The organism is Alteromonas sp. 009811495 (assembly GCF_028865455.1).
Classification (GTDB): Bacteria; Pseudomonadota; Gammaproteobacteria; order Enterobacterales; family Alteromonadaceae; genus Alteromonas.
The window spans coordinates 812,564-835,632 of record NZ_CP113972.1 but is presented as its reverse complement, the minus strand read 5'-3'; the positions used below and the strand labels follow the sequence as shown (position 1 = coordinate 835,632).

The 23,069-nt window shown below is 44.4% G+C and carries 28 protein-coding genes; 18 read left to right on the top strand and 10 right to left on the bottom strand.

Translation table 11 applies throughout. The features are described from left to right. Positions 1-8 precede the first annotated feature (8 nt). Entirely contained in the window at positions 9-434 is a 426-nt protein-coding gene (locus OZ660_RS03790) for a group I truncated hemoglobin (RefSeq protein WP_274742599.1), read from the top strand. Positions 435-561: 127 nt separating this feature from the next. Beyond that, positions 562-903 carry a hypothetical protein gene (locus OZ660_RS03785; RefSeq protein WP_274742598.1) on the top strand — a complete coding sequence of 114 codons (342 nt, stop codon included), beginning with the start codon at positions 562-564 and terminating at the stop codon, positions 901-903. Between the two features lie 64 nt (positions 904-967). On the opposite strand, the gene OZ660_RS03780 is transcribed toward OZ660_RS03785, so the two are convergent. Both OZ660_RS03780 and zapE read right to left on the bottom strand, forming a co-directional pair. Then, positions 968-1,690 carry a YebC/PmpR family DNA-binding transcriptional regulator gene (locus OZ660_RS03780; protein ID WP_274742597.1) on the bottom strand — a complete coding sequence of 241 codons (723 nt, stop codon included), beginning with the start codon at positions 1,688-1,690 and terminating at the stop codon, positions 968-970. A 243-nt stretch (positions 1,691-1,933) separates the two neighbouring features. Then, on the bottom strand, positions 1,934-3,031 hold the full coding sequence (zapE, locus tag OZ660_RS03775) for a cell division protein ZapE (protein WP_202263759.1): 1,098 nt from the start codon (positions 3,029-3,031) through the stop codon (positions 1,934-1,936). A gap of 263 nt (positions 3,032-3,294) precedes the next feature. Between zapE and OZ660_RS03770 the strand changes: the two genes are divergently transcribed. The 3 genes from OZ660_RS03770 (at position 3,295) to OZ660_RS03760 (ending at position 6,528) form a co-directional block, all read left to right on the top strand. Continuing rightward, positions 3,295-3,732: a ZapG family protein gene (locus tag OZ660_RS03770; protein ID WP_159623910.1), complete on the top strand. Its 438-nt coding sequence runs from the start codon at positions 3,295-3,297 to the stop codon at positions 3,730-3,732. Positions 3,733-3,820: 88 nt separating this feature from the next. Beyond that, on the top strand, positions 3,821-5,182 hold the full coding sequence (locus tag OZ660_RS03765) for a DegQ family serine endoprotease (RefSeq protein WP_202265892.1): 1,362 nt from the start codon (positions 3,821-3,823) through the stop codon (positions 5,180-5,182). A 275-nt stretch (positions 5,183-5,457) separates the two neighbouring features. Then, entirely contained in the window at positions 5,458-6,528 is a 1,071-nt protein-coding gene (locus OZ660_RS03760) for a trypsin-like peptidase domain-containing protein (RefSeq protein WP_274742596.1), read from the top strand. A gap of 124 nt (positions 6,529-6,652) precedes the next feature. Here OZ660_RS03760 and murA read toward each other — a convergent pair whose 3' ends face one another. From murA to mlaF, 7 genes are all read right to left on the bottom strand, one after another. Then, the gene (murA, locus tag OZ660_RS03755; protein ID WP_159623912.1) at positions 6,653-7,915 is read right to left on the bottom strand and encodes a UDP-N-acetylglucosamine 1-carboxyvinyltransferase; all 1,263 of its coding nucleotides are present in this window, start codon (positions 7,913-7,915) and stop codon (positions 6,653-6,655) included. Between the two features lie 12 nt (positions 7,916-7,927). Further along, complete coding sequence (locus tag OZ660_RS03750) at positions 7,928-8,185, bottom strand: BolA family protein (protein WP_159623913.1); 258 nt, start codon at positions 8,183-8,185, stop codon at positions 7,928-7,930. Positions 8,186-8,216: 31 nt separating this feature from the next. Beyond that, entirely contained in the window at positions 8,217-8,525 is a 309-nt protein-coding gene (locus tag OZ660_RS03745; RefSeq protein WP_274742595.1) for an STAS domain-containing protein, read from the bottom strand. After that, positions 8,522-9,199 (bottom strand): MlaC/ttg2D family ABC transporter substrate-binding protein, encoded by a 678-nt coding sequence (locus OZ660_RS03740; RefSeq protein ID WP_274742594.1) that lies wholly within the window; start codon positions 9,197-9,199, stop codon positions 8,522-8,524. The genes OZ660_RS03745 and OZ660_RS03740 overlap by 4 nt, the downstream gene beginning before the upstream one ends. 103 nt (positions 9,200-9,302) lie before the next feature. Continuing rightward, on the bottom strand, positions 9,303-9,776 hold the full coding sequence (mlaD, locus tag OZ660_RS03735; RefSeq protein WP_159623916.1) for an outer membrane lipid asymmetry maintenance protein MlaD: 474 nt from the start codon (positions 9,774-9,776) through the stop codon (positions 9,303-9,305). A 9-nt stretch (positions 9,777-9,785) separates the two neighbouring features. Beyond that, positions 9,786-10,562: a lipid asymmetry maintenance ABC transporter permease subunit MlaE gene (gene mlaE / locus OZ660_RS03730; protein ID WP_159623917.1), complete on the bottom strand. Its 777-nt coding sequence runs from the start codon at positions 10,560-10,562 to the stop codon at positions 9,786-9,788. After that, positions 10,559-11,359 carry a phospholipid ABC transporter ATP-binding protein MlaF gene (mlaF, locus tag OZ660_RS03725; protein WP_202263754.1) on the bottom strand — a complete coding sequence of 267 codons (801 nt, stop codon included), beginning with the start codon at positions 11,357-11,359 and terminating at the stop codon, positions 10,559-10,561. Before mlaF ends, mlaE begins: the two co-directional genes overlap by 4 nt. A 535-nt stretch (positions 11,360-11,894) precedes the next feature. On the opposite strand from mlaF, the gene OZ660_RS03720 reads away from it, so the two are divergent. From OZ660_RS03720 to mgtE, 12 genes are all read left to right on the top strand, one after another. Next, on the top strand, positions 11,895-12,851 hold the full coding sequence (locus tag OZ660_RS03720; RefSeq protein WP_202263752.1) for a calcium/sodium antiporter: 957 nt from the start codon (positions 11,895-11,897) through the stop codon (positions 12,849-12,851). Between the two features lie 2 nt (positions 12,852-12,853). After that, the gene (locus OZ660_RS03715) at positions 12,854-13,834 is read left to right on the top strand and encodes a KpsF/GutQ family sugar-phosphate isomerase (RefSeq protein WP_274742593.1); all 981 of its coding nucleotides are present in this window, start codon (positions 12,854-12,856) and stop codon (positions 13,832-13,834) included. Next, positions 13,835-14,383 (top strand): 3-deoxy-manno-octulosonate-8-phosphatase KdsC, encoded by a 549-nt coding sequence (gene kdsC, locus OZ660_RS03710; protein WP_274742592.1) that lies wholly within the window; start codon positions 13,835-13,837, stop codon positions 14,381-14,383. It begins immediately after the preceding gene. Beyond that, entirely contained in the window at positions 14,380-14,958 is a 579-nt protein-coding gene (gene lptC, locus OZ660_RS03705) for an LPS export ABC transporter periplasmic protein LptC (protein WP_202263738.1), read from the top strand. The genes kdsC and lptC overlap by 4 nt, the downstream gene beginning before the upstream one ends. Continuing rightward, positions 14,927-15,481, top strand: coding sequence for a lipopolysaccharide transport periplasmic protein LptA (gene lptA / locus OZ660_RS03700; RefSeq protein WP_274742591.1), 555 nt, complete (start codon positions 14,927-14,929; stop codon positions 15,479-15,481). Before lptC ends, lptA begins: the two co-directional genes overlap by 32 nt. Before the next feature lie 2 nt (positions 15,482-15,483). Next, on the top strand, positions 15,484-16,209 hold the full coding sequence (gene lptB / locus OZ660_RS03695) for an LPS export ABC transporter ATP-binding protein (protein ID WP_159623924.1): 726 nt from the start codon (positions 15,484-15,486) through the stop codon (positions 16,207-16,209). Positions 16,210-16,282: 73 nt separating this feature from the next. Beyond that, positions 16,283-17,779 carry an RNA polymerase factor sigma-54 gene (locus OZ660_RS03690; RefSeq protein WP_274742590.1) on the top strand — a complete coding sequence of 499 codons (1,497 nt, stop codon included), beginning with the start codon at positions 16,283-16,285 and terminating at the stop codon, positions 17,777-17,779. Positions 17,780-17,808: 29 nt separating this feature from the next. Next, positions 17,809-18,096, top strand: a complete 288-nt coding sequence (gene hpf, locus OZ660_RS03685) for a ribosome hibernation promoting factor (protein ID WP_012517338.1) — start codon at positions 17,809-17,811, stop codon at positions 18,094-18,096. Positions 18,097-18,109: 13 nt separating this feature from the next. Next, positions 18,110-18,553 carry a PTS IIA-like nitrogen regulatory protein PtsN gene (gene ptsN / locus OZ660_RS03680; RefSeq protein WP_202263731.1) on the top strand — a complete coding sequence of 148 codons (444 nt, stop codon included), beginning with the start codon at positions 18,110-18,112 and terminating at the stop codon, positions 18,551-18,553. A 58-nt stretch (positions 18,554-18,611) separates the two neighbouring features. Next, positions 18,612-19,457, top strand: a complete 846-nt coding sequence (rapZ, locus tag OZ660_RS03675) for an RNase adapter RapZ (RefSeq protein ID WP_202263729.1) — start codon at positions 18,612-18,614, stop codon at positions 19,455-19,457. After that, positions 19,457-19,729 (top strand): HPr family phosphocarrier protein, encoded by a 273-nt coding sequence (locus OZ660_RS03670; RefSeq protein ID WP_159623928.1) that lies wholly within the window; start codon positions 19,457-19,459, stop codon positions 19,727-19,729. Before rapZ ends, OZ660_RS03670 begins: the two co-directional genes overlap by 1 nt. Positions 19,730-19,929: 200 nt before the next feature. Beyond that, positions 19,930-21,288 carry a magnesium transporter gene (gene mgtE / locus OZ660_RS03665; RefSeq protein ID WP_159623929.1) on the top strand — a complete coding sequence of 453 codons (1,359 nt, stop codon included), beginning with the start codon at positions 19,930-19,932 and terminating at the stop codon, positions 21,286-21,288. A gap of 19 nt (positions 21,289-21,307) precedes the next feature. Here the strand turns inward: mgtE and OZ660_RS03660 are convergent, their stop codons facing one another. Beyond that, a complete protein-coding gene (locus OZ660_RS03660; protein ID WP_226432879.1) occupies positions 21,308-22,045 on the bottom strand; it encodes a response regulator transcription factor in 738 nt (245 codons plus the stop codon). A 208-nt stretch (positions 22,046-22,253) separates the two neighbouring features. Here OZ660_RS03660 and OZ660_RS03655 point away from each other — a divergent pair, with 208 nt between their 5' ends. Beyond that, positions 22,254-23,069 (top strand): spondin domain-containing protein, encoded by an 816-nt coding sequence (locus OZ660_RS03655; RefSeq protein WP_198814517.1) that lies wholly within the window; start codon positions 22,254-22,256, stop codon positions 23,067-23,069.

Sequence of the window (23,069 nt, the reverse complement as noted above, 5' to 3'; positions counted from 1 at the left end):
TAAAGACAATGACTTTTCGAACTTATGTACTTAGCGCCTTGCTTCTAGTAGCAATCTTAGGGTGTGCATCAACGTCTCGTCAAAGTCTGTACGATGAGATTGGTGGCCATCAAACCCTAAACACCATTTTTGGTGTATCGATAACCCGTATTTATACCCACCCTGAGATTGGCCACCATTTCAAAGGCGTTCCGAAGCAGCATTTGCGTGAGCAATTAGTAGCACAAACGTGCGAACTCATTGGTGGGCCTTGTGAATACGACGGAAAAAGTATGTTGGAGTCACATAAGGGCTTAGATATAAAAGAACGCGAGTTCTATATTCTTGTTGAAATTGTACAAGGCGCTATGAGAGATGTTGGGCTCACTTACCAACAGGAAAATCAGATTTTAGAAAAGTTAGCTCCCATCAAATACCAAACTATCAATCTGTAGCATTGGTTAAGAAAAAGCATCGAAAAAGCGTCACAAAAAATTTAACTAAAACGCTGAACAAAATATAGCCAAAGCGTAAATTTTAGACTAGCATGATGTTGCAAGTTTGCATCTTTAAAGGATTGATATGAAAAAGTTTATGTTTACGTTGATGGCGAGCGCGACCTTGGTCGCTGGAGTAAATGCACAAGAAGGCACAGGAGGTGCAGATACCAATGGTAGTGGCGCTATTAATGGTAGCTATATCGCTACGGGCCTAGTGGCTGCTGGTGTCATTGCAGGTATCGTCAATAATAACTCAGCAAATGCCCCTGTAACGCCTCCTGGCCCAACACCTCAACCCTCATGTGAAGGCGACGACCCACTTGATGGCGATGTGTGCGTTGGTACAACGATTACGGTTACCGTTTCTGGTACAACAACAATAACAGTACCAGTAACCTTTACCTACGCACCGACAGTTCAATAATTGAATATTAACAACGAAAAAGCCCTCTTGATGAAGAGGGCTTTTTTTATCGCTTATTGCCTAATTAATTAGGTGTAATAGCGTTGTGATATACGTCCTGAACATCATCGCAGTCGTTCAACATATCCATAAACTTTTCGAACATTGGCATGTCTTCTTCACTGATCTCTGTTTCAGTTTGTGGCAACCAACTCATTTCTTCTGCAATAAAGCTAATGTCTGGATAAGCCTCAGTTAATGCCGTTTTCACTTGATAGAATTCAGTGTGCGGCGCGTACACAGTCACTTTGCCATCTTCAACTTCAACGTCAGTAACATCGACATCAGCTTCCATTAGAACTTCTAAAATAGCGTCTTCGTCGTCGCCTTCAAACTGAAATACAGCTTGGTGATCGAACATGTGCGATACCGCACCTTGGGCACCTAGCTTGGCATTTGTTTTTGTAAAGCAATTACGGACTTCAGTGATAGTGCGGTTAGCGTTATCTGACAAGCAGTCAACAATCACCATACAATTACCCGGTCCAAAACCTTCGTAGCGCATAGGCTGGAAATCTTCACCCGCACCACCGGCAGCTTTATCAATCGCTTTTTCAATTACGTGGCTTGGAACTTGGTCTTTCTTCGCCTTTTCCATTAAGCGGCGAAGTGAAAGGTTAGTGTCTGGATCGGTACCACCATTTTTCGCGCATACGTAAATTTCTTTACCGTACTTAGAATACACTTTAGTTTTTTGGCCGGCAGTTTTTGCCATGGCGTTTTTACGTACTTCGAATGCTCTTCCCATCTTAAAATTCTCTTTCTCGCAATACAGAATGCTGCGTTGGGGTTGATTTCAGTTTATTTCATACTCTGAACTATCAAGTGAACGAAAGCATTGAACAGCCCGTTTGTCATGCAAACGCATGGGATAGCGCAGAAAAAAGTGGCGAAATTCTACCTTATTTTATACCCAACAATACAGCCCCAATTCGCTTTTGTTGCTCTATTGCGCCACTTGTAGGCTGATACACCAATTCAAATAGCACTTTTAAGGCAAATGCTCCGTTGCTAAGTAATCGTGCGATTGCATCTCTTTTAAACGGCTTAAACAGCGTCTAAATTCGAAATTCAACAGTCCTTCTGTGTACAACTTTTCCAACGCAACTTCTGCAGAAATAATCAGCTTTACATTGCGCTCGTAAAACTCATCAACCATTGCAATAAAGCGCCGTGCTACATCATCGTTGTGCTGCCCCATCTCTTTTACATTGGCTAGCAGTACAGAATGATAGCAGCGGCTAAGCTCTATATAATCACTTTGACTGCGCGGGCCGCCGCAAAGATCGCTAAAATCAATCATAAGCACACCATCGGCATTGCGCAGCGTTTTGATCTTCCGGTTATTCACATCTATCTCTTCACCTGACGTACCTTCTTCCGGTGCCAGTTGAGCAAAATAGCAATGCAGGTTTTCTGTTGCTTTATCATCCAATGGAAAGTGATAAATCTCTGCTTGTTCGAGGGTACGAAGCCGATAATCAATACCGCTGTCGACATTCACAACACGCGTGTTTTGGTTGAGCAGGTCAATGGCGGGCAAAAACCGTGCGCGTTGTAAACCATTCTTATACAGGTCATCTGGTACAATATTTGACGTGGCCACAAGCACAATACCGTGACCGAAGAGCTCTTCCATCAAGGTACCTAAAATCATCGCATCGGTAATATCTGACACGAAAAACTCATCGAAACAGATAACTCTCGCCTCTTTCGCAAGCTTTGCAGCAACCAGCTTCAGCGGATCTTGGGCGTTTTTCAGCTGCTTAAGTTCATCGTGAATACGATACATAAAACGGTGAAAGTGAACGCGCATTTTCTTTTCAAACGGCAGACAATCGTAAAAGGTATCAACTAGGTAAGTTTTTCCGCGACCCACGCCGCCGTAAAAATAGATACCCTGAATACCAGGTTTAGCATGGCCCTTTCCGAACGCCGCTTTTAACTTCACCCGCCATGTCGTTTTCTTTTCTGGCTGGGTTAACTCATCGTACAAGCGCTGCAACTCTTTAACCGCGTTTTCTTGCGCTGCATCATAATGAAAGTCAGACGACTGTAAATCTAGCTGATATTTTTCCCATGGCGTCATCGCCGAAACCACTCCGTACAAAAGTCAATAGCGGTACTTGCTGCACCGACCTGCTTGAATTTCTCAATTATGACCTTAATTTTACTGGAAATCACGGTAGAATCGCACCTTGAAAATAGACATACACTGTTATCATTGCAATAAATGTCAGTATGTATGCGCTTTTCGGGTTCGACCTTGCTATATTCAAAGTGTGGTCGAAAGCAGCGTTCTGATCGTAATAGTTAGGTCAGCTGCAGATGTTGATTGATTCGGAGAATATAATGGAATTGTTAGTATCTCTTGCTTTATTAGTAGTTGGCCTAATTATTGGCTTTTTTGTAGGTCGCTTTTTTCAGCAAAAGCAAGGTGCAGGTAACACCGCACAAACTGAGAAGCAGGTGAAAGAAATTCTTGCACAGCAGGCGCAACACCATATTCATCAGACCCGTCAAAGCTTGGAAAGCATTGAAAACCAGTGCGACGTGCTTAAACAACAAATTGAAGAATATGAACTGTTGCTAGCGCAAGGCAGCGATGAAGAAGATAGCAAGGTTCCTTTTTACGGGGAACAAGCAACGACTTACTTACGAAATAATCTTAAGAAGTCTGATAAAGCTCGCGTGAAACGCGTATCTGATACGCAACCGAAAGACTTTGCAAATTCTGGTTCAGGGTTATTCGTCGGACGTTCTGAGCAGAATAACGCAGAAAAACAGTAACATCGGGAACTTTTCACAGGCCTCAGACTCTTTTAGTGAAACCATGCTATGTCGCATATAACATGAAGGAGTGTAAGCGAACATGAAAATGTCTTTCCGCCATTGTCTATTGGCGTCTGCCGTTGTTGTTAGTTCATTAGGCTTTACTGCTAGCACACAGGCGGCGTTACCGTTTTTCTCAGACAGCAAGGACGAAGTCCCCTCTCTCGCCCCTATGCTAGAAGAAGCGACGCCTGCTGTAGTCAGTATCGCTGTCGAAGGAACCCAAACCTCAAGACAGCGTGTGCCTGAAATGTTCCGTTATTTCTTTGGTGCGCCTCAAGAGCAAGTGCAAGAGCGCCCATTTAGAGGATTAGGCTCAGGTGTCATTATTGACGCCGACAAAGGTTATGTTGTTACTAATAATCACGTTGTAGATAACGCTGACGAAATCACTGTTAAGCTTACTGATGGCCGTGAATTCAAGGCCAAAAAGCTTGGCGCTGACGAACAAAGCGACATTGCCTTGCTTAAAATCGAACCTGATGACTTAAAAGCATTGCCACTTGCTGACTCTGATAAGTTACGCGTAGGTGATTTTGTGGTGGCGATTGGTAACCCCTTTGGTCTATCACAAACTGTCACCTCAGGTATTGTTAGCGCATTAGGCCGCTCTGGTTTGAGTATCGGCGGTTACGAAGACTTTATTCAAACCGATGCCGCTATTAACCGAGGAAACTCTGGTGGTGCATTGGTAAATCTGCGCGGTGAATTGGTTGGGATAAACACCGCTATATTTGGTCCTAATGGCGGTAACGTGGGAATTGGTTTTGCCATTCCTGCTAACATGATGAAAAGCTTGGCCGACCAAATCGCAGAATATGGTGAAGTTCGCCGCGGTCTTTTAGGTATTTTGGGCAACGACATAGATGCTGGTCTTGCAGAAGCAATGAATGCCGAGGTCAATATTGGTGCGTTTGTGAGTGAAGTACAGCCTGACTCAGCTGCTGAGAAAGGTGGTCTTCAAGCAGGTGATATCATCACCGCTATCAACGGTAGACAGTTAAATAGCTTCCAAGAACTACGCGCTAAAATTGCTAGTATGGGCGCAGGCGCTGAAGTAGAACTGACCGTTATGCGCAAGGGTAAGAAAATGACCGTTGATGTTGTCCTTGATGATGCAACAGATACAACGGTAACCGCTGCACAAATCCATCCTGCCTTAGAAGGTGCAACCTTAACAAATGGCGAAGATAATGCGGGTAATACTGGTGTAGTTGTGTCTGAAGTAGAACGCGGTGCACCTGCAGCACGAATTGGTCTACAAGAGAACGATGTGATCATCGGTGTTAACCGAGTACGCACATCAAGTGTTGCTGAATTTAGGAATGCGTTAGACGAAGCCAAGGGCGTAATTGCACTTAACGTGAAGCGTGGAAATTCCACACTCTACTTGGTAATTCGTCAATAGTTTCCTACTAGAAACCGTTAGCGAAGATAAAAAACAAACAGCGCCCAAATGTGGCGCTGTTTTTTTTACCATTTCATACACAATAAACGGCAAATGCTTACCACAAAATTTGTGCATCATTACGGTAGTTTATTAAATAAAGTGATATCCTCTTATCAATAGTGTAGAGATACTCTACAAAAACTAACAATGTTGCACTTCGCGATTGTGGTGTCGTACTGCTAGCATATAAGTACGAATCGAGTAGATGTGACAGACAACAAGAAAGTGTATTTGTGACTGGCCGTTCAACCTTAAACTTCATACTAAAATCAATCTTCCTTGGCATCACTGTAGCGGTGCTTTTGTTGCTCTTTTTACCAGATTTGCGGCAAGGCAACGGCCTGGCCACCAGCTGGTTTGCAACACCGTCTGTAAGTGCAAATCGAGAAAGTTACTTTGGTGCATTAAGTCGCTCAGCGCCTGCGGTGGTGAATATATACAGTGTCAGTATCGAAAACGACACTGGCTTGTTTAGAAATCAGCCTCGTGAGCGAACAAGTTTGGGGTCCGGTGTAATTATGACCGAAAATGGTTATATATTGACTTGCCACCATGTCGTTCAAGATGCTGATAGCATATACGTAGCGGTTCAAGATGGGCGTGTGCTTGAAGCTCAAATTGTGGGTACCGACCCACTCACCGATTTGGCGGTGTTAAAAGTCACTGCTGATAACCTACATATTATTCCACAGGTTTCGGAGCCAGATACTCACGTGGGCGACGTGGTTATGGCTATAGGCAACCCTTTTGATCTTGGCCAGACCATTACTCAGGGTATCGTCAGCCGTGCAGGTCGTAATGGGCTGTCTAACTACGTCGACTTTATTCAGACAGATGCGGTACTTAACCAAGGCAATTCAGGCGGCGCCTTGGTTGACAGTAACGGTATTTTGCTCGGTATCACTAATGCGAATTTTCAAGTACGTGACTCGCGCAATCGCGTTCGAAATGTAGATGGTATTAACTTCGCTGTACCTTACGAACTCGCTAAGCGAGTGATGGACGAAATTATTAGCAATGGGCGTGTTATTCGAGGTCAACTTGGTTTTATAGGCAGTGAGAATCGCAATAGGCCAGGTATAGATGTGACGGCTGTCGCCAAAGGTAGTCCGGCCGATGTGGCGGGCCTTCAACCCGGCGATATCATTGTTGCGATTGATGGTGTGCAGCTTGAGAGTGCATCGAAAACCCTTGATATGATTGCAGAAACCACGCCGGGAACAGAACTAGACATTGAAATAAGTCGCGATGGACGCTCATTGTCAATAAAGGCTACCGTTGCCGAGTTAAGAACAAATCAGTAACGGCAATAGTACGCAGCACGTCAGCAAGTACAAAAAAAGCGCCCGATGGGCGCTTTTTAGTTGTTGGCTATTTGCTCGTTAATTCACTAAGAATTAACGTAAATTAAGCTGTTTTGGAACGCTTTTATTCTTTTACGCGTTGAATATTAGCCCCTAGCGCACCAAGCTTTTCTTCAATGGCTTCATACCCTCTATCTAAGTGATAGATTCGATTTACGTGGGTTTCACCTTCTGCAATAAGTCCAGCAATAACCAAACTAGCAGATGCTCGCAGGTCTGTTGCCATTACAGGCGCACCTTTCAGTTTTGAGCTTCCTTTTGAAACCGCAGAGTTTGCCTCTAGCGCAATTTCAGCGCCCATACGTTGCAACTCAGGCACATGCATAAAGCGATTTTCGAAAATAGTTTCGGTGATAACACCCGTGCCCTCTGCAACACAATTAAGGGTCACAAACTGAGCTTGCATATCAGTGGGAAACGCTGGGTGTGGCGCTGTTTTTACGCGCACAGCCTTGGGCTTGTTTCCTTGCATATCAAGCTCAATCCAGTCATCACCAGTGGTAATTTTTGCACCGGCTTGCTCAAGCTTGTCGAGCACAGCGTCAAGAGTATCAGGCGCTGCATGGGTACATCGAATTTTACCGCCCGTTGCGGCAGCCGCAACAAGGAACGTCCCCGTCTCAATACGGTCAGGTAACACAGCATAATCACAGCCAGACAGTGTTTCTACACCTTCAACCGTAATTTTATCACTACCAGCGCCGCTGATCTTCGCACCCATTTGAATTAAGCAATTTGCCAAATCTACAATTTCAGGCTCACGTGCTGCGTTCTCTAGTACAGTGGTACCATCAGCAAGCGCTGCAGCCATCAGTAGATTCTCGGTGGCTCCCACGCTTACCATATCCATGAATATGCGTGCGCCTTTTAACCTACCATCAACTTCAGCGCGAATATAACCTTCATCAACTTCAATCTTGGCGCCCATTTTTTCTAGGCCTGTAAGATGCAGATTCACCGGTCGTGCGCCAATTGCACAGCCGCCAGGTAATGACACATTTGCCTTACCTTGTTTTGCTAGTAGCGGACCTAGCACAAGAATAGAAGCTCTCATTGTGCGAACAAGATCATAAGATGCTGTTACACTCTCTAGCGTACTTGCGTCAATTAAGATGTCATTCGGCGCTGGTTGAGCAACCTCCACGCCCAGCTCTCTTAGCAAAGCCATCGTGGTATTTATATCGCGCAGACGCGGTACGTTTGTGTATCGACAAGGAGAGTCTGTTAACAGGCTTGTCATCAACAATGGAAGGGCAGCATTTTTCGCGCCGGAGATTCGCACCGTACCTTCTAATGCCGGGCTCTTCTTTATAACTAGTTTATCCACGTATACAGCCTATTATTGAGGGATATTGAACTGGCGCTCACGCTCCCAGTCTTTAACTGAAAACGTCTTAATCGTAATTGCATGCATGCTGCCATCGGCTATTTTATCTGCAAGTGGTGCATATACGGCTTGCTGGCGCTTAACGCGGCTCATGTCGTTGAACACGTCACTTACAGCGATAATATTATAATGCGACCCCTCGCCTTTCACGTGAACTTCGTGAAGGTCTAAAGCGTCCTTCAAAATTTTTTCGATTTCAGACAATTCCATAACTTACTTCTTATATTCGCTAATGTGGGCTCTATTCTACTGGCAAAAAGCTATCTGCGTCGCTAATTTTTGCAAGCTTGTGCAGCTTCTCAGGCATTTTGTGCAGGGTCATGCTAACACCGTTTTGACCTGCATCCCTAACCGCATTAATTAGCCATGCTAGGCCAGCACTATCCGCGCGCTCTACATCGCTAAGGTCAATTCGACACGCACCACTATTGATTAATCGTTCCCGCTCTTTGCTACTCAAGCATTCCCAAAAGTTTTTGGACAGCGTGTCACGGTCAAGGTGACCGTGAACAACAATATTGCCTTTGTCGTTTACCTCAAAAAGGCTCACTCAGACTCTCCCTCAGCTTCGCCTGAAATCTCAACCGCTTCGCCTTGGTTAAGCTCTACCGGCTGGCCAATCTTGTCACGCATAAGTGCAATAACTGAGTCGATACCATCTTGACGTAAGATAGATTCAAATTCACTACGCTTGCTATTTAGCAGGCTAATACCCTCTGCGACCATGTCATACGCTTTCCATTCATTTGTCTTGCTGTCTTTGCGTACTTTGAAAGCAATTTTGATTTCTGGACGATTTGGATCCTGTACTACGGCGCGCACTGTTACTGATTTCTTGTCATCAAAGCTCGACTCAGGTTCAAATACAACAGTTTGATTGTCGTAGTATCCCATTGCAATAGCGTAGGTAGTAATTAGGTATTGGCGAAAAACACTGATGTATTCACCCATCTTTTCCTGTGGTACTGACTTAAAGTGCTTGCCCAAAACCATAAACGCAGCAAACTTATAATCAATATGCGGTACAAGCTCTTCTTCCATAATGGTACGCAGCATTTCTGGATCAGCTTTAATTGCTTCTTGGTTTGCCTTAATACGCTCAAACGTTCTATTTGCAACGTCTTGAACGAGTGCATACGGGTTCTGCTCATTCACTTCCTGTGCGCTGACCGACCCTACTACTGACATCATCATTATGCCAATTGCTACCATTAACTTTTTCAAAGTAACTCTCCTAAAACAATCTCACTTATGCAGACCCGTTGATACACTGTTTAGTTTCAACGAACCGCATCAAATCTTTATATCTATGCGTTTATTTACGCAATTAGTCTTCGTCACTACCGCGGTTAAATAAGAATTGGCCAATCAAATCCTCTAATACCAATGCTGACTTAGTATCTTGGAGGTAATCACCATCTTGTAAATTCGCCACACCATCGAAAGAGAAACCAGGCTGAAACCCAACATATTGCTCTCCAAGAAGACCTGACGTCAAAATGGATACCGAACTGGTTTCTGGAAAACCGTTGTATTCTTTAAGAATCGATAACTCAACAACTGGCGTGAAGTCTTCCTGATCTAAGGTAATCGAAGATACTCGCCCCACTGTAACGCCACCAACCTTGACGGCAGAACGGGGCTTCAATCCACCAATGTTGTCAAATTTTGCATATAGCGTGTAGGAATCGCCTTCTGTTGCAACCGTTTGGTTAGCCACTTTTAGCGCCAACAACAACAGTGCGCCGATTGTCAGCATGACAAACACACCAACCATGACTTCCGTTTTATACTTGTTCATTCCGATCCCCTACTCGATACCAAACATAAGGGCGGTAAGTACGAAATCCAGCCCTAATACTGCTAATGATGAATACACTACTGTTTCAGTAGTGGCTTTGCTGATCCCTTCCGATGTTGGAATAGAATCGTACCCTTTAAATATGGCAATCCAGGTCACAACCAAGGCAAAAACGAGGCTTTTTATTACACCGTTCACTACATCTTGGTTCCAATCTACTGTGGACTGCATAATTGACCAATAACTTCCTGCATCAACGCCTAACCAGTCAACGCCCACTAAGTGCCCGCCTAGTATACCAATTGCGCTAAAAATGATCGCAAGCATTGGCATAGCTAACATACCTGCCCAAAAGCGCGGAGCAACAATACGGCGTAGTGGATCGACAGCCATCATTTCGAGGCTACTTAACTGTTCGGTCGCTTTCATTAGTCCTATTTCGGCAGTTAATGCTGAACCCGCTCGCCCTGCAAAAAGTAGTGCAGTAACAACAGGCCCAAGCTCTCTTAATAACGAGAGCGCTACCATGGGACCTAGGCTACCTTCTGCACCATAATCCACCAAGATAGTGTAGCCTTGAAGCGCCATTACCATGCCAATAAAAAGTCCTGACACCATTATGATAAGCAGTGATTGAACACCAACCACGTAAAGTTGCCTGATAATCAGCGGGATATTTTTAATACGAGGTACGGCGATTAATGCACCAAATAGCATAATGGCGGCACGGCCAATTGCCGTAATTTTACCTATGGTGTTCGCACCGACGGATTGTAAGAAACTCATTTACCCGCCCCCAGAAAGCTCGTTTTCAGATCAGATGCCGGATAATGAAATGGGACAGGGCCATCAGCTTTTCCTTTCAGAAACTGCTGTACTAACTCACTGTCACTTTCTCTAATTTGTTGCGCACTTCCTTCACCAATTACCCGCTTATCAGCAAGAATATAAATGTAATCAGCAATGGTTAATACTTCCGTGACATCATGGGTTACCACTATGCTGGTAAGATTTAATGCGTCGTTCAGTTCACGTATGAGTTTAACAAGAACCCCCATTGAAATAGGGTCCTGACCTGCAAAGGGCTCATCATACATAATTAAGTCAGGGTCAAGAGCGATTGCTCTGGCCAAGGCTGCGCGTCTCGCCATACCGCCTGACAATTCACTTGGCATTAACTTCGCTGCCCCGCGTAAACCTACAGCCTGTAGCTTTAAAGCGACAATAGTAGCGATCACATCTTCTGAAAGTTGGGTGTGCTCACGCAGCGGGAAGGCCACGTTGTCAAACACGCTCATGTCAGTAAAGAGCGCGCCACTTTGAAATAACATGCTCATTCTGCGTCGGGTCTGATATAGCGACTTCCTCGACATAGAGACAATGGAGTCCCCGTCGAACTTCACATCACCTTCATCAGGTGTTAACTGGCCGCCGATAAGGCGCAGCAGTGTGGTTTTACCAATACCACTTGGGCCCATTACCGCAGTAATTTTTCCCTTGGGCACTTTAAGCGAAATGCCATCGTAAATAATACGATCGGCACGCTTAAAGGTAAGGTTGTCTATTTCAACTAAATGATCCATAGCGTGTTTAATGTCGACCCTTGACCTAATGAAGCCGCCAGTATTTACATCGGCGGGCTTTATAAAAATTTATTTAACATCGAGAACATTCAAGTTCTATGCCTTCGATTACTTTCACAGTAAAGTTTACTGGGCAGTGTAATCTAGTGACATTCTACGCTTTTTCAAGGGCGGCGCCAAAGTCAAAAAGTTACAAGTTATGTTCGATGAATACGAATGATTAAGCCTGTCAGCCCAATCGCTGTTTTAGTTGTCTTATTCGAAAAGCCCTATAACACTTATCTGGGCACTAAAATGGTAGAGTATTTTTTATTAACTGAAACTGAACGAGCTCATCGTAACGCCTGATTTTACAGTAAATTTCGCTAAAATCTGGTCGCTTGTCGTGTGTTAAAGGCAATGCAACATGTTTATAGAGTGTGGTAACGCCCAAAACAGATACTTTATCGGTACAATAAAATAAAACGCACTTCCCATATGCAAATGGCACTGTTTTTGCGACAATCTAGCGAAATACTTTTTATTACAGGTTGTTGTGCTTTTAAACATCGTAATTTTCATCGTAGGACTAGTGATTTTAAGTTGGAGTGCCGATCGCTTTGTATACGGTGCATCTGCACTGGCGAAAAACATCGGAATATCGCCGATGATGATAGGTCTCACTATTGTGGCGATGGGCTCATCAGCCCCTGAAATCGTCGTATCAGCGATTGCCTCAGCAAACGGAAATATGAACACTGCGGTAGGTAACGCATTAGGGTCTAACATCACCAACGTCGCATTAGTGTTGGGTATCACCGCGTTAGTTAAACCTCTTATCGTTTCCTCAACAACGCTTAAACGTGAACTCCCGGCGCTACTCATCATCTCGCTTATCGCAATAGGCTTTATGTTTGATGGCGAATTAAAATCCTACGAAGGCATTATTTTGCTAGGTCTTTTTATTTTTGTTTTAGCGATGATGGCGTGGCTCTCGCTACAAGTTGATAAAGAAGACCCTCTCGTTGCCGAAACTGCCGATGAAATCCCTAAAGATGTGTCGAACACGTCTGCTCTTATTTGGATTGGTGTTGGTCTTGTTATTTTGCCTTTAAGTGCCCATTTCTTAGTAAATTCCGCTGTAGAAATCGCGCGTTATCTTGGTATTTCTGATTTAGTTATTGGATTAACAATTATCGCACTTGGAACAAGCTTACCCGAACTTGCAGCCAGCATTGCCGGCGTGCTTAAAGGTGAGGATGATTTAGCATTGGGTAACATTATCGGCTCAAATATTTTCAACCTACTCGCCGTGTTGGGTATGCCAGGTCTAATAGCACCAGGGCTACTGGACCCTGATGTTTATAATCGCGACATGTACGTCATGCTTGGCTTGACCTTGCTACTATTCCTGTTTAGTTTCGATCTGATTGGCAAACGCACTATTTCTAGGCCCAACGGATTTTTATTGCTTGCCTGTTTTATCGGCTATCAATTCTGGCTGTTTGGATAATCATGAATAACGAATTACAAAACACCTACATTGCCTCTGCAAAACGCGTTATCGATATTGAAGCTAGCGCTATCGAAAATCTTGCCAGTCGCTTAAATGAAAATTTTGAGAAAGCCTGTGATATTCTGTTTTCCTGTACGGGTAAGGTCGTTGTTTCAGGAATGGGAAAATCCGGTCATATTGGCAATAAGATTGCTGCAACACTTGCCAGCACAGGTACCCCCTCTTTTTTCATGCACCCTGGCGAAGCAAACCATGGTGATCTAGGCATGTTGAGTAAGGGCGATGTATTGCTCGCTATCTCCAATTCGGGCGAGACGAGCGAAATTGTTAACTTGCTGCCCGTGGTGAAACGCTTAGGAATAAGAGTTGTCGCCATGACAAACAGTGCACAAAGCTCGCTAGGCCAATACGCTGATATCGTACTCGATATTAGTGTCGAGCAAGAGGCATGCTCACTAGGCTTAGCGCCAACCTCTAGCACAACAGCAACATTAGTTATGGGGGATGCACTCGCAGTAGCATTGTTAGACAAGAAAGGATTCACATCTGACGACTTTGCGTTGTCACACCCAGGTGGAAGCTTGGGCCGAAAGCTACTGCTTAAAGTAGGCGACATAATGCTCTCGGGTAGCGATATTCCGCTAACAAAGTCAGATGCAACCGTTGCCGAAGCACTCCTTGAAATTTCTAAAAAAGGATTAGGAATGACAGGCATTATTGATAGTGCCGGAATTTTGCTTGGCGTGTTTACAGACGGAGACTTGCGTCGTATTTTAGATGCGCGAGTTGATTTACATAGTGCCCAAGTTATTGACGTTATGACACAAGGCGGAAAAACAACCACTCAAGAAGAGCTAGCGGTTGAAGCATTGAACCTAATGGAAAGCCATAAAATTAGTGCATTGATGGTGGTTGACAGCGATCGCAAACCTATCGGCGCCTTCAACATGCATATGCTATTAAAAGCGGGGGTGCTGTAAATGGCGACAACGTTATATACCGATTTAGATGACACGCTCTTTAAGCGTCTTGCAGATATTAAACTGCTGGTATGTGATGTAGATGGTGTTTTTTCTGATGGGCGCATTTATCTGGGCAATGATGGTGAAGAGCTCAAAGCATTTCACACCCGAGATGGCTACGGCGTTAAGGCCTTAGTGAGTCATGGCGTTGACGTTGCAGTAATTACTGGGCGTCGCTCTACCATTGTGGAAAACCGCATGAAGGCACTCAACGTAGCCCATATCATTCAAGGCGAAGAAAATAAGTCTGCCGCACTACAAGCCCTAATGACTGAATTGTCATTGCGCCCTGATAATGTTGCCACTGTAGGCGACGACATGCCTGACACAGGTATGTTTGCCCATGCAAGTGTAAAAATTGCAGTTTCAGATGCCCACCCTTTTGTCGCTAAACAAGCTAACTGGAAAACTACGCTCCCTGGTGGATTTGGGGCTGTGCGCGAAATTTCTGACACAATCCTGCAAGCCAAAGGGGTTGAACAAGGTATTTTTGGAGCGAGTGTATGAGCCAATTTGGCTTCAATCGACTGGGGCTGAGCATTTCTGCGCTATTTATATTGGCGCTGCTAATGTATTTACCCACGTGGATGGAAGAGCCGCCAGAAGTAAGAAATAGCGGCGAACTTGATGCATTGAAACCCGCGTATAAGGCAAAAAATCTTACTACAACTCTTTATAATCAAGACGGACAGCTCAACCATAAGGTGTTTGCTGAATCGATGGAACACTACGATCAACTTGGCTTTGTATTGTTCCGTGCGCCACGCTACACACTTTATACTGATAACGCTACGTCACCGTGGGTCGTTACCGCTGTGGAAGGAACATTGTACAACAACGAGCTGATTCAGCTTGAAAATAATGTACAAATAGAGAACCAAACTACAGATGACTTTGTCAAAACCATTACGACACAATACATTCAGATTAATTTAGACAACAAGCAGATGACATCTGATCAACCAGTAGAGATACTGGGGTCGCAATATGTCATTCAAAGCAATGGGTTTAATGCGAATTTACGCACCCAAGAATATGAGCTTATCGATCATGTACAAACCACTTATTCCCCTAGCAACTAGCTTAATTTTAGCGTTGGCTAGTGGTTCCGTTTTCGCTAATGAAGATGACTTTTCTAAGCCAATTAAAGTCGATGCTAAGTCACAATTTGTTGATGGAAAAAATAAAACATCGTTGTTTAAAGATGATGTTCTAATTACTCAAGGCTCGCTTGTGATTAATGCCGACGAAGTTGAAGTTATCGCGACAGCGGGCGAAGGTAGAGAAGTGTTTGTCGCACGCGGTAACCCTGCGAGCTATACGCAAGAGTTTGAAGATGGAACGCCAGTATCCGCTAAGGCGAATGAAATTCGCTACGAAGTGATTAATCGGGTGATATCGCTTACAGGGAAGGCTGAACTAAAACAAGACACCAGTATGGTAAAAGGTGACAGTATTACCTTTGATATGATTACCGAGCAACTGCTTGCAACCGGTGGCGATGACGACAACGGTGAAGGGAGAGTGACAACTGTTTTCACTCCTGAAGCGATTCGCAAGACGAATGCTAAGGACAACGAACAAGATAACGAGGGCAACCAATAGCAATGGCTACTTTGAGCGCAAGAAACCTTGCTAAGGCGTATAAATCACGCCAGGTTGTCCGAGATGTCAGCCTCAGTGTATCGACAGGTCAAATTGTAGGGCTGTTAGGCCCAAATGGTGCTGGTAAGACCACAACATTTTATATGATTGTTGGGCTTGTTCCCCTTGATAAGGGCGCCATTGAAATTGACGACAACGAGTTAACACATCAGCCCATGCATGAGCGTGCACGCCGCGGAATTGGCTATCTCCCGCAGGAAGCATCTATATTTAGAAAGCTCACTGTGCATGAAAATATCATGGCAATTTTACAAACCCGTAAAGATTTAAATTCACAACAGCAGGAAGAAGAAGCCGATGCGCTACTTGATGAATTTAATATTAACCATATACGTAATAGTACGGGGATGAGTTTGTCAGGGGGAGAACGCCGCCGAGTGGAAATTGCGCGCGCCCTTGCTGCTAAACCACAATTTATTTTATTGGATGAACCCTTTGCTGGTGTTGATCCAATATCAGTAAATGATATAAAGAAGATTATTCAACATCTTCGAGATAGGGGTATCGGTATCCTTATCACTGACCACAACGTACGAGAAACATTGGATGTTTGTGAAAAAGCGTACATTGTGAGTCATGGCGAGCTTATTGCGCAAGGAACTGCGGAACAGGTTTTAAGTAATCAAAAAGTAAGGGATGTATACCTAGGCGAACAATTCAGGCTATAGTTAGTGTAACCGGATTGTCATTTTTCAATCTCGCTCAGGTATATTCAATTTAGAGCATTTAAATAAGACGTAGATGAAACCATCTTTACAGCTAAAATTTAGCCAACAACTCACCATGACACCTCAGTTGCAGCAGGCCATTAAACTGTTGCAGCTTTCTACGCTCGATCTTCAACAAGAAATTCAAGAAGCGTTGGATTCAAACCCGCTATTAGAAGTTGAAGAAGGCCACGACGAGCCTCAGCTTGAAAAAAATAACATCGATAATGATGACAGTGGGGTAGAAGCTTCTGCCACTGCATCAAGTGATACTTTGGAAGCTGGCGACGCACTAGAAAAAAATGATCTTCCGGACGAATTGCCAATCGATAGCACATGGGATGAGTATTATTCAGCATCGTCAGCGCCGGCACCAGGACCTGCCAGTGACGACGAACAAATTTTCCAAGGTGAAACGACTGAGGACATACAAGAACATCTATTGTGGCAGATGCGCCTCACCCCTTTTTCTGACACTGACCGCGCCATTGCAATGGCTATCATTGATTCCATTGATGAGTCAGGGTATCTAACCGTTACTCTTGAAGAGATTTTAGAGGCGGTTAACGCGCAAGAAGTCTCTGGCGAAGATGAAGAGGAACTCATTGAAATGGACGAAGTAGAATGTGTATTAAAGCGCATTCAAATGTTCGATCCCATTGGTTCTGGTTCGCGCACCCCGCAAGAGTGCTTGATGGTACAGCTTCGCCAATTCGCAGATGATACACCATGGCTTGCCGAGGCAAAGCAGTTAATAGAAGACTATTCTGATTTGCTGAGCAGCAAAGATTACCGCACCTTAATGCGCAAGAGCCGATTGAAAGAAGATCAGCTTCGCGAGGCTATGCGTTTGCTGCAAACCTTGAATCCTCGCCCAGGTAGTGCTTTAGTTACTAAAGAACCTGAGTACGTTATTCCAGATGTATCGGTTACCAAAAAGAATGGCCGTTGGGTGGTTGAGCTGAACCCTGATAGCCTGCCAAAACTTAGCGTCAATCAACAATATGCCGCAATGAGTCGCCGTGCAAAGAACAGTAGCGATTCACAATTTATCCGCTCACACATGCAAGAAGCCAAGTGGTTTATCAAAAGCCTAGAGTCGCGTAACGACACACTGATGAAGGTAGCAAATTGTATTGTGCAGCAACAAATGGGCTTTTTTGAGCATGGCCCAGAAATGATGAAACCAATGGTATTAAATGATGTCGCAGAAATGGTAGATATGCACGAATCGACTATTTCACGTGTGACAACACAAAAATACATGCATACCCCTCGTGGCATCTTCGAGTTGAAGTATTTCTTCTCTAGCCATGTTGCAACGGAGTCAGGTGGTGAATGTTCATCAACCGCCATTCGTGCATTGATCAAAAAACTAGTGGCAGCTGAAAAACCCAGTAAACCACTAAGTGATAGCAAGATTGCTTCATTGTTGGCCGAGCAAGGCATTAAAGTTGCCCGGCGGACAATAGCAAAGTACCGGGAATCGTTATCGATCCCGCCGTCGAACCAACGCAAGAGCCTTATTTAACGGGCTTAATAATATAAGGAAGACGAAATATGCAAATCAACCTTACTGGTCATCATGTCGAAATCACCGACTCTTTGCGTAATTATGTCGATACGAAGTTCAGCAAACTTGAACGTCACTTTGATCACATTTCTAATGTGCATGTCATCCTGAACGTTGAAAAATTAAACCAAAAAGCAGAAGCGACAGTTCACTTAAGTGGCGCTGAAGTATTCGCATCCTCAGAAAATACCGACATGTATGCGGCGATTGACAGCATGGTTGATAAACTCGACCGGCAGGTAATCAAGCATAAGGAAAAACTTAAAAAGCACTAGTAGTTAATTAAGTATGGATATACAAGCCATCGTAAGTCTGGACCGCACTGAATGTGCGGTTCAATGTAATAGTAAAAAGCGTATTTTAGAGATCATTGCTGATATTGCTGCGAAGAACAACGCGCATATCGACCAGTCGACGGTACTGAATAGTTTGTTGGCGAGAGAACGAATGGGTAGCACAGGTATCGGAAACGGCATTGCCCTTCCCCATGGTCGCTTAGCTGGCCTTGATAGAGTTATTGCCATTGTTGTTACCAGCACACCAGCTATTGATTTTGATGCGCTAGATGAAAAACCTGTCGATATTTTCTTTGCACTATTAGTACCTGAAGAACAAACCGAAGGCCATCTACAAACACTAGCCACAGTCGCTGGCAAACTGAGTAATAAAGACACTATTAAGGCAATAAGGCGTGCTACCACAAGCGATGACATTATAAATGCGTTAGCGTAACTCGCTGCTATACAACATTACTGCATTAAGCGCTTATCAGTGTAAAGGGAGAATATAAGTGAAGCTGATTATTATCAGTGGTCGTTCGGGCTCAGGAAAATCAATTGCACTGCGCGCTCTTGAAGACTTAGGGTATTACTGCGTTGACAATATTCCGGTTAACTTGCTCCCTACGCTAACGCACACAGTGGTTGATGAATACGACCAAGTCGCCGTTAGCATAGACGTACGTAACCTGCCTAAAAATCCAGACGATTTAGTAGAAATACTTGATTACCTGCCTTCGTCTTGGTCGATGACCATTGTGTATATTGATGCTAGTGATGATGTGCTCGTTAAGCGTTTTAGCGAAACACGCAGATTGCACCCGCTGGCCAAGCTCAACAAGTCTCTCTCTGAAGCCATTCGCGCAGAGTCAGCGCTGCTGGCCCCTATTGTCGAGCGAGCCGATCTCTATTTGGATACCGACAAACTCACTATTCATCAACTCGCTGAGCTAATACGCGAACGTATTCTTGGTAAGAAAAGCTCGCGATTAGTGCTTGTTTTTGAGTCATTCGGCTTTAAGCACGGCATTCCCAAAGATGCAGACTATGTATTTGATGCACGGTTTTTGCCCAACCCTCATTGGGAACCAGATTTAAAGCACTTGACTGGGCTAGACGCGCCTGTTGAAGTATTTTTAGGGTCTCAACCTGTAGTAACAAAATTTATTTGGCAAATACAGAACCTGATCACAACGTGGCTTCCACATTTAGAGCGCAATAATCGCAGTTATGTCACCGTGGCAATTGGTTGTACTGGCGGACAGCACCGCTCGGTATACATCGCCCAAGCGCTATCAAAAACATTTTTGGAAATTCATCCAGACGTTCAAATCCGTCACAGAGAGTTGAACCAGTAATGATTATTGAGAAAACACTCACAATCGTTAATAAATTAGGGCTTCATGCTCGTGCTGCCACGCAACTTGTACAACTAGCCAACCAATTTGACGCCAAAATTGTGCTTAAAAAGGGTGACAAGGAAGCTGACGCAAATAGTGTGCTGGGACTAATGATGCTTGAAAGTCATCAAGGTGAACAGGTCAACGTTGTCGTGCAAGGCAGTGATGCCGAAGAAGCCATGGCAGCCATTGAGCAACTTATTGAAGGTAAATTCAACGAGGCCGAGTAAGTGCTCCCGCCCAATACAAGCACTTGAATTGGCGAAATAAACAACACTTAGTCATAATAACGTCATTATGCTCGCAATTGTCATGACAGCTTCATCACAATTGCGATATTCTACTGCATAAATCCCAAATTGCCCTGTAGACAAATTGGGATGAGCTCGTTTCATCTAATCTCAGTTTAGCTTAGTAGGACTCGCTACTTATGGCAGAAGCGCTTGTTTCCAAATACGTACAGACTCAGCTTCGTGCATTAAATGGTGCATTGAACAACGGTCAATTCGTGTCTGTGCGTAAGCTTCTGCTAGAACTTCCCCCGTCTGATGTTGCTCATATTCTTGAATCCAGCCCCAGCCGTACTCGTGATGAGTTGTGGGAGCTAATTGATGGCGATTTCCACGGTGATATATTAGAAGAACTTTCTGATGACGTGCGTAATGGCATCATCGCTAAAATGCTTCCAGCTAATGTTGTTGATGCATTGGAAGAGATGGACACGGATGACTTAGCCGAAACGCTCAGTAGCCTTCCAGAAACCGTTTTACAAGATATTCTCGACTCCATGGACGCCCAAGATAGGGTGCGTGCCGAGCAAGCACTATCATACGGTGAAGAGACCGCTGGTTTCATTATGAACACGGACACAATTACGTTGCGTCCAGATGTTACCATTGATGTTGTTCTACGCTATATACGCTTAAAAGGCGAGCTGCCTGAGAATACCGATACCTTTTATGTAGTAAATCGCACCGATAACCTTGTTGGTATTGTCCCCGTTACTCGCTTACTTACCGCCGATACAGATGACAAAGTGTCTGACGTAATGGATACAGAGTCAGAAGCAATACCCGTTAATATGCCTGATGATGAAGTGGCAAGTCTCTTTGAGCGATATAACTGGTTATCAGCACCTGTGGTAGATGAAAATAATCGTCTCGTTGGTCGTATTACTATTGACGACGTAGTCGATATTATCCGTGAAGACGCAGAGCACTCGATGATGAGTATGGCGGGCCTTGACGATGACGAAGATACTTTTGCACCCGTCATGCAAAGTACTAAACGTCGTTCTGTTTGGTTAGCGGTTAACTTAGTCACTGCCCTTATGGCGGCAATGGTAAGCGATTTATTCGAGGCAACCTTAAGTCAATTGGCCGTGCTGGCGATTCTAAATACTATTGTGCCAAGCATGGGAGGTGTTGCAGGTAACCAAACACTTACACTGGTCATACGCGGTATGGCACTTGGTCACGTCAACGCGAGTAACTCCCGCTGGTTAATTAGTAAAGAGATGTCCATTGGCTTTTTAAATGGGGCTATTTGGGCAGTACTGATTGCCTCGGTAATCGCGCTGTGGAAACAAGACTATATGCTTGGGGTAATTATCGCCTTTGCAATGCTAGTCAATATGATTGCAGCAGCGTTAGCAGGCGCAACCTTACCTATGATTATGAAACGCTTAAAAATAGATCCTGCATTAGCAGGTAGCGTTATCCTGACTACCATCACTGATGTTGTAGGTATTTTTGCCTTCTTGGGTACCGCTACCCTTTTCCTTATCTAACCTTTCAGCGAAATACACATTACGCACTGAGTGCTTTGTCGACGTAGCCGGTTAAATTTAACTTATATCCTACACCCCACACGGTTTCAACGAGCTGTGCGCCGTTATCTATACTGGCTACATTATCTAACTTATTACGCAATCGATTGATGTGGGTGTTAACGGTATGCTCATACCCTTCATGGTTGTAGCCCCATACGTCACTCAACAACTGATTGCGCGAAAAAACCTGATTTGGGTGACGGCAGAGGTAGTTAATAAGGGTAAACTCTCTGGCAGTTAACGATAGGGCTTGTCCGTTTAACGTAACGCTGTGATAGCGTAAATCAACTTTAAAGGGCCCAGCTTGAATGCTGTTGTCTGCGTTTTTTTGAAGGCTTGTGTCAAGGCTTGGCATACTCCTTCTCATATGCGAACGAATTCGAGCAACAAACACACGCTCGTTGAATGCGCCTCCAAGGTAATCATCGACGCCCACCTCAAAATAATCCGCTTCATCAGCACTCACGTTAGTTACTTGCTGACCGTCAACGGCCATAATCCAACTGTCTGGGTTTTGTAATACCAAACGTTCAATACGGTCTAAGCAAGACTGTTGCGCGTGGGACTGTACGATGACGAGTGAATAGTGCTGAGCATCAAGTAATGACAGTGCAGCTTGATAATTTGAAACCACATCATGCAAGAATCCGTGCTTGCTCAAGCTTTGCGTAATGATTTGCTGAAACTGGTTGTCACTATAGATTACAAGGATCATAGCTAGCTCCTATTTTGCCCTTAATAATCAAGACCGGAGGTTGCTTAAAATTATTCCACTTTCTATTAAAAAATTGTTCATTCTACTTTAATACTTCGTTTTTAAGACGACAGAGATCTGTGTCCTTTTTGTAATACTTCTGTGATGAATTGCGCATTTTGCTGACCTACATTTTTATGCGCTTTTAGGTCAAAACAAGGACAAAAAAATGAAATTCACCAAACTTGCTAGCGCTACCCTGCTATCGTTAGCCGCGGCTTCATTCAGCCACGCAGTGACTGTCGATGTTGAAATTACTAATTTAACGCAGGCACAAAGCTTTACCCCTCGACTGGTTATTGCCCATGACGACACGGTAGATGCGTTTGAAGTGGGTCAGCCTGCATCAACTGCATTAGCGTGGCTTGCAGAGGCTGGCGTTATCGACGATGAGCAAAATGCAGATTCAAGTGGTGCTAACTTTGAAGCGCTTCTTGGCCCTGTAGACACAGATAATGGCTCAAATACATGGCACCGTTTTGGTGGTCTTCTGGCGCCTAGTGCGACACTTAGCTATCCGTTCGATACTATGGACAAGCCATACCTTTCGTTATTGGCGATGTTGATCCCAACTAACGATGCATTTGTTGGTATGGACAGTATAGAAATCCCCACAGAGCCTGGCACTTATACTTACTATCTTAATGCCTATGATGCAGGTACAGAGTTAAATGATGAGTTGAACAGTGCACGCACTGATGTAGTTGAAGCGGGTACAGGCAACGCGTTAGGTGGCTATGGTCTGCCTGGAGTAGCGGGTGGTGGTGCCCCAACTCGTATTGTTGATTTGGGTACCGGTGGTACAGGCGTAGGTGCACAAGTTGTTAATGGGGAAGTTGAAGATGGTGAAGACGGCCCGGTTCATATTCACAGAAACGCGCTAGGTGATACTGATAACGCTGGCGGCGCTAGCGACCTTGATTCTACGGTACACCGCTGGTTGAACCCTGTTGCACGTGTTGTTATTACGGTTCCTGCGTCGTAA

Excerpts from the sequence above, each read along its gene's own strand:
- OZ660_RS03790 (WP_274742599.1), top strand. The coding sequence starts at position 9 with ATGACTTTTCGAACTTATGTACTTAGCGCCTTGCTTCTAGTAGCAATC.
- OZ660_RS03785 (WP_274742598.1), top strand. The coding sequence starts at position 562 with ATGAAAAAGTTTATGTTTACGTTGATGGCGAGCGCGACCTTGGTCGCT.
- OZ660_RS03780 (WP_274742597.1), bottom strand. The coding sequence starts at position 1,690 with ATGGGAAGAGCATTCGAAGTACGTAAAAACGCCATGGCAAAAACTGCC.
- zapE (WP_202263759.1), bottom strand. The coding sequence starts at position 3,031 with ATGACGCCATGGGAAAAATATCAGCTAGATTTACAGTCGTCTGACTTT.
- OZ660_RS03770 (WP_159623910.1), top strand. The coding sequence starts at position 3,295 with ATGGAATTGTTAGTATCTCTTGCTTTATTAGTAGTTGGCCTAATTATT.
- OZ660_RS03765 (WP_202265892.1), top strand. The coding sequence starts at position 3,821 with ATGTCTTTCCGCCATTGTCTATTGGCGTCTGCCGTTGTTGTTAGTTCA.
- OZ660_RS03750 (WP_159623913.1), bottom strand. The coding sequence starts at position 8,185 with ATGGAATTGTCTGAAATCGAAAAAATTTTGAAGGACGCTTTAGACCTT.
- mlaD (WP_159623916.1), bottom strand. The coding sequence starts at position 9,776 with ATGAACAAGTATAAAACGGAAGTCATGGTTGGTGTGTTTGTCATGCTG.
- mlaE (WP_159623917.1), bottom strand. The coding sequence starts at position 10,562 with ATGAGTTTCTTACAATCCGTCGGTGCGAACACCATAGGTAAAATTACG.
- mlaF (WP_202263754.1), bottom strand. The coding sequence starts at position 11,359 with ATGGATCATTTAGTTGAAATAGACAACCTTACCTTTAAGCGTGCCGAT.
- OZ660_RS03715 (WP_274742593.1), top strand. The coding sequence starts at position 12,854 with ATGAATAACGAATTACAAAACACCTACATTGCCTCTGCAAAACGCGTT.
- kdsC (WP_274742592.1), top strand. The coding sequence starts at position 13,835 with ATGGCGACAACGTTATATACCGATTTAGATGACACGCTCTTTAAGCGT.
- lptC (WP_202263738.1), top strand. The coding sequence starts at position 14,380 with ATGAGCCAATTTGGCTTCAATCGACTGGGGCTGAGCATTTCTGCGCTA.
- lptA (WP_274742591.1), top strand. The coding sequence starts at position 14,927 with ATGTACAAACCACTTATTCCCCTAGCAACTAGCTTAATTTTAGCGTTG.
- lptB (WP_159623924.1), top strand. The coding sequence starts at position 15,484 with ATGGCTACTTTGAGCGCAAGAAACCTTGCTAAGGCGTATAAATCACGC.
- OZ660_RS03690 (WP_274742590.1), top strand. The coding sequence starts at position 16,283 with ATGAAACCATCTTTACAGCTAAAATTTAGCCAACAACTCACCATGACA.
- hpf (WP_012517338.1), top strand. The coding sequence starts at position 17,809 with ATGCAAATCAACCTTACTGGTCATCATGTCGAAATCACCGACTCTTTG.
- ptsN (WP_202263731.1), top strand. The coding sequence starts at position 18,110 with ATGGATATACAAGCCATCGTAAGTCTGGACCGCACTGAATGTGCGGTT.
- OZ660_RS03670 (WP_159623928.1), top strand. The coding sequence starts at position 19,457 with ATGATTATTGAGAAAACACTCACAATCGTTAATAAATTAGGGCTTCAT.
- mgtE (WP_159623929.1), top strand. The coding sequence starts at position 19,930 with ATGGCAGAAGCGCTTGTTTCCAAATACGTACAGACTCAGCTTCGTGCA.
- OZ660_RS03660 (WP_226432879.1), bottom strand. The coding sequence starts at position 22,045 with ATGATCCTTGTAATCTATAGTGACAACCAGTTTCAGCAAATCATTACG.
- OZ660_RS03655 (WP_198814517.1), top strand. The coding sequence starts at position 22,254 with ATGAAATTCACCAAACTTGCTAGCGCTACCCTGCTATCGTTAGCCGCG.